This window comes from Enterobacter cloacae complex sp. IR5428 (assembly GCF_049238585.1).
GTDB lineage: Bacteria > Pseudomonadota > Gammaproteobacteria > Enterobacterales > Enterobacteriaceae > Enterobacter > Enterobacter intestinihominis.
Window position 1 is genome coordinate 1 of record NZ_JBMKHV010000044.1, and the last position, 644, is coordinate 644.

General features: G+C 49.5%; 2 tRNA genes and 2 rRNA genes. All 4 read left to right on the forward strand.

The window, feature by feature from the left end:
- A 16S ribosomal RNA gene (locus ACOTXC_RS22695) occupies positions 1-107 on the forward strand; the annotation flags it as partial.
- A 70-nt stretch (positions 108-177) separates the two neighbouring features.
- Positions 178-254, forward strand: a tRNA-Ile gene (locus ACOTXC_RS22700).
- A 42-nt stretch (positions 255-296) separates the two neighbouring features.
- Positions 297-372 (forward strand) — tRNA-Ala (locus ACOTXC_RS22705).
- A 170-nt stretch (positions 373-542) separates the two neighbouring features.
- Positions 543-644: ribosomal RNA gene (locus tag ACOTXC_RS22710) — 23S ribosomal RNA — on the forward strand; the annotation flags it as partial.

Here is a 644-nt window from a genome sequence, read left to right on the forward strand (position 1 = left end):
TAGGTAGCTTAACCTTCGGGAGGGCGCTTACCACTTTGTGATTCATGACTGGGGTGAAGTCGTAACAAGGTAACCGTAGGGGAACCTGCGGTTGGATCACCTCCTTACCTTAAAGAACCTGCCTTTGCAGTGCTCACACAGATTGTCTGATGAAAAACAGCAGTAAAAAATCTCTGCAGGCTTGTAGCTCAGGTGGTTAGAGCGCACCCCTGATAAGGGTGAGGTCGGTGGTTCAAGTCCACTCAGGCCTACCAAACTCCTTTTAAAGGATGAGCGGTACAGAGATTACAAACGATGGGGCTATAGCTCAGCTGGGAGAGCGCCTGCCTTGCACGCAGGAGGTCTGCGGTTCGATCCCGCATAGCTCCACCATCCTTTACTGCGAACACAAGAAAACTTCAGAGTGAACCTGAAAAGGTGCACTGCGAAGTTTTGCTCTTTAAAAATCTGGATCAAGCTGAAAATTGAAACGACACACAGCTCATGTGTGTTCGAGTCTCTCAAATTTTCGCAATCGGAAGTGAAACATCTTCGGGTTGTGAGGTTAAGCGACTAAGCGTACACGGTGGATGCCCTGGCAGTCAGAGGCGATGAAGGACGTGCTAATCTGCGAAAAGCGCCGGCGAGGTGATATGAACCTTTGA